Origin of the sequence: Pseudomonas reactans, from assembly GCF_013385825.1 — a bacterium.
Lineage (GTDB): Bacteria > Pseudomonadota > Gammaproteobacteria > Pseudomonadales > Pseudomonadaceae > Aquipseudomonas > Aquipseudomonas reactans.
Map to the genome: position 1 here is coordinate 329 of NZ_JACAPG010000032.1, position 3,302 is coordinate 3,630.

At 60.9% G+C, this 3,302-nt stretch carries 5 protein-coding genes and 1 riboswitch; of the genes, 1 reads left to right on the forward strand and 4 read right to left on the reverse strand.

Going from position 1 to position 3,302, the window contains the following annotated elements:
• Positions 1-116 precede the first annotated feature (116 nt).
• Positions 117-701 carry a Fe-S biogenesis protein NfuA gene (nfuA, locus tag HX868_RS30510; protein WP_003190728.1) on the forward strand — a complete coding sequence of 195 codons (585 nt, stop codon included), beginning with the start codon at positions 117-119 and terminating at the stop codon, positions 699-701.
• Positions 702-766: 65 nt separating this feature from the next.
• On the opposite strand, the gene cobM is transcribed toward nfuA, so the two are convergent.
• From cobM to HX868_RS30530, 4 genes are all read right to left on the reverse strand, one after another.
• Positions 767-1,513, reverse strand: a complete 747-nt coding sequence (gene cobM / locus HX868_RS30515; protein ID WP_177005429.1) for a precorrin-4 C(11)-methyltransferase — start codon at positions 1,511-1,513, stop codon at positions 767-769.
• 69 nt (positions 1,514-1,582) lie between these two features.
• A complete protein-coding gene (locus HX868_RS30520; RefSeq protein WP_177005430.1) occupies positions 1,583-1,975 on the reverse strand; it encodes a cobalamin biosynthesis protein in 393 nt (130 codons plus the stop codon).
• Positions 1,972-2,676: a CbtA family protein gene (locus tag HX868_RS30525; RefSeq protein WP_016979436.1), complete on the reverse strand. Its 705-nt coding sequence runs from the start codon at positions 2,674-2,676 to the stop codon at positions 1,972-1,974. The genes HX868_RS30520 and HX868_RS30525 overlap by 4 nt, the downstream gene beginning before the upstream one ends.
• An 11-nt stretch (positions 2,677-2,687) precedes the next feature.
• Entirely contained in the window at positions 2,688-2,876 is a 189-nt protein-coding gene (locus HX868_RS30530) for a CbtB domain-containing protein (RefSeq protein WP_012723860.1), read from the reverse strand.
• 96 nt (positions 2,877-2,972) lie between these two features.
• Positions 2,973-3,177: riboswitch (cobalamin riboswitch) on the reverse strand.
• Between the last annotated feature and the right edge of the window lie 125 nt (positions 3,178-3,302).

The following is a 3,302-nucleotide window of genomic DNA, read 5'->3' on the forward strand; positions in this document are numbered from 1 at the left end:
ATCACCCAAATAACGGATATGCTCCCAAAAACAAACCTATCCCGACAAAAACACTAGGACTTTGTACCTACGTAATATTTTGGCGTAAACTGCCGGCAAGCCTGTGAGGAGTTTCCATGACTGCCATAACCATTACCGACGCCGCCCACGATTACCTGGCTGACCTGCTGTCCAAGCAGAACACCCCAGGTATCGGTATCCGCGTCTTTATCACCCAGCCCGGCACCCAATACGCCGAGACTTGCATTGCCTACTGCAAGCCTGGTGAAGAGAAACCTGAAGACACCGCCCTGGGGCTGAAAAGCTTCACCGCCTACATCGATGCCTTCAGCGAAGCCTTCCTCGACGACGCCGTGGTCGACTACGCCACCGACCGCATGGGCGGCCAGTTGACCATCAAGGCGCCAAACGCCAAGGTGCCCAACGTCAACGCCGACAGCCCGGTGAACGAGCGCATCAACTACTACCTGCAGACCGAGATCAACCCAGGCCTGGCCAGCCACGGCGGCCAGGTCAGCCTGATCGACGTGGTCGATGATGGCATTGCGGTGTTGAAGTTCGGCGGCGGTTGCCAAGGCTGCGGCCAGGCGGACGTGACCCTGCGCGAAGGCATCGAGCGCACCTTGCTGGAACGCATTCCAGAGCTCAAGGGTGTACGTGACGTGACCGACCACACGCAGAAAGAAAACGCCTACTACTGAGTAAGGCGTTCACTGCGAACAAAAAAAACGGCGCCCCGTGAGCGCCGTTTTTTTATGCCCGGGTTTCAGGGGCGGTAAAGATGGGCATGGCCCGCGCGATACAGCGACGATTCGCTGAAGCTGTCACTGGCCAACACTCGGCCCACCACAATCAATGCAGTGCGCCGAAAGCCCTTGGCCGCCACTTTCTCGGCAATATCACTCAAGGTGCCCATCGCCCAATCCTGATCCGGCCAGGTCGCCCGGTGCACCACAGCAATCGGGCAGTCCGCGCCGTAGTGCGGCAGCAGTTCAGCGACGATCTTTTCCAAGTGATTGACCCCCAGGTGAATCGCCATGGTGGTGCCATGCCGGGCCAGGCTGTCGAAATCCTCGCCGGCGGGCATGCTGGTTTTATCGGCGTAGCGGGTCAGGATCACGCTCTGGGCGATGTCCGGCAGGGTCAGTTCGGCTTCCAGCAAAGCTGCACAAGCGGCCACGGCGGTTACGCCGGGGATGATCTGGAAGGGGATGCCCAATTCCCGCAGGTGGCGGATCTGTTCGCCAATGGCGCCATACAGGCTGGGGTCGCCGGAATGGACGCGCGCCACATCCTGGCCTTTCGCGTGGGCCGTCTTGATCAGATCGATGATCTGTTCTAGGTGCAATTCGGCGCTGTTGACCAGCTTTTCTGCCGAGTGGCCTTCCAAAACCGCCGCTGGAACCAATGAGCCGGCATAGATGATCACCGGGCAACTGCGAATCAGCCGCTGGCCTTTGACGGTGATCAGTTCCGGGTCGCCGGGGCCTGCGCCGATGAAGTAGACGGTCATGGTGGTTCCTGTCGAAAAGCGGGCGAGCATGAATGTTGTTCATGATCGGGGAGGGCGATTATCGGGATTTTAGTCGGCGCAAGCCAATGCAAAAGTGGCCTGGGCAGTCTTTTTGCGGGTAATCAGCAGGCGCGGAGGGCTGCCTGTGAGGCGTTTGGCAAGGGCCAGCGCGGCGCTTTCGGCGACGCCATAACAGCCGGTATGGGCAAAAGCGATGTCGGATTTATGGCTCAGGCGGTGTTCAAATACCGCCAATTGTTCAGCGCTGAAACACTGCAATGGCAGGTTTAGCGTCTGCGCCAGTGCCAGTAATCCCGGTTCATTCTGTTTGCGATCGATACTGGCCAGCGCGGTAATGCGCTGGCGCTCGATACCGGCCTCGGCGAGGGCGGCATCAAGCAGCGCCAGCAAGGTATGAGCATCACAGCCCCGCTGGCAGCCTAGGCCGACCACCAGGGTCATGCCGAGTATTGGTCGTCACGGTTGCGGCGGAACAGCCACGCGCTGATCAGGCCCAAGGCCAGCCAGAAGGCGACGTTGGTCAGCTGCGAAGCGATCTTGAACTGCGCTTCCAAAGCCTCCGGGGCCAGCATCGAATGCACTTCCGGTTGCGGCGCGCCGATCACGTGCGGTACGGCGAGGATCGCTACACCCAGTACTTTCAGCAGCCAGTTGCGACCAAACACGATCAAGGCGATGCCGGCAGCGGTAGACGCTGCAGTGCCGATCCACCAGGTCTGGCGTAGCGCCAGGTCGGCGGCAGCAGTGCCCGGCAGCTCAGGTGGCAGGCCCATCGTCGGTGCCAGCACGAAGGTTGCGTAACCGGCCAAGCCCCACAGCAGGCCTTGGGCGGTGCGGGTTGGCGCGCGCAGTGTATAGAGACCGGCCAGCATCAGCGCAAAACCGACGGCGACCACCAGGTTACCGCCCGTGGTGGACAACACGCGCTGCCAGCCGTCCTCCGGCTCCCAGGCTTCGGCGTCATGGGTATGGGCGGCAGCACCTTCGGCGTGCTCGTGGGCCATTTCGGTGGCGGCTGGGGCTTTTTCAAAGGTTTCCGCCTGCAGAATCAGCGGGGCGACCCAAAAGCTTTGCAGCAGAGTCAGCAGCAGGGCGGCCAACAGACCGGTGAAACCTGCGGTTTGCGCGATACGCTTGATCATGTCGGCAGGTCTCAGTGGCACGGGAACGCGGCGCTGTGGCGGGTATCGTGGGCAGCGTTGTGTACGGCCTCGATGTGCGAGAAACCGGCGAAATACACCAGGCACGCGCCGAGGATCGACGCGCCGATGGCGGCGGTCAGGCGTTGGCTCAGGGTGGAGGTGCTGCTGGCGGAGTGCGAAGTGCTGCTGATGATCGACATGGCGCGTCCCTTTCAGGTATCAGGGTGAAACGAGCGCATGAAAACCCCGCGAGCCGGGCACGCAGGGTTTGAACAGCGCCCGCCCACCGCGGGTTTGTTATCTGATTTTTTCGGGCCGGTCTCCGGGCTTGCGAGGGGCATTGCGGCTATTAAGCATCGCCTTCCCATGCCTTGGAGGCACAGTGGATCTGACACTTCGCTCGCTTACCGTTGCGGGGGCAGCACCGGACTGGTCATATCGCTATGACGCACCGGTTTCCCGTTTCACCCTGTGAGGGGCACCCGAAACAAGATGTGTAGGAGAGCATGGGGGTGGGAGGGGAGTCAATTGGGGTGTGTACATATCCGTTGCTGCGGTGATGGCTGAAATTGGTTCCGCCCTTACGGCGGCTCACTTTTGATAGAGCGCAAAAGTAAGCAAAACGC

Coding starts and splice junctions, on each gene's coding strand:
- HX868_RS30525 (WP_016979436.1), bottom strand. CDS start 2,676: ATGATCAAGCGTATCGCGCAAACCGCAGGTTTCACCGGTCTGTTGGCC.
- nfuA (WP_003190728.1), top strand. CDS start 117: ATGACTGCCATAACCATTACCGACGCCGCCCACGATTACCTGGCTGAC.
- HX868_RS30530 (WP_012723860.1), bottom strand. CDS start 2,876: ATGTCGATCATCAGCAGCACTTCGCACTCCGCCAGCAGCACCTCCACC.
- HX868_RS30520 (WP_177005430.1), bottom strand. CDS start 1,975: ATGACCCTGGTGGTCGGCCTAGGCTGCCAGCGGGGCTGTGATGCTCAT.
- cobM (WP_177005429.1), bottom strand. CDS start 1,513: ATGACCGTCTACTTCATCGGCGCAGGCCCCGGCGACCCGGAACTGATC.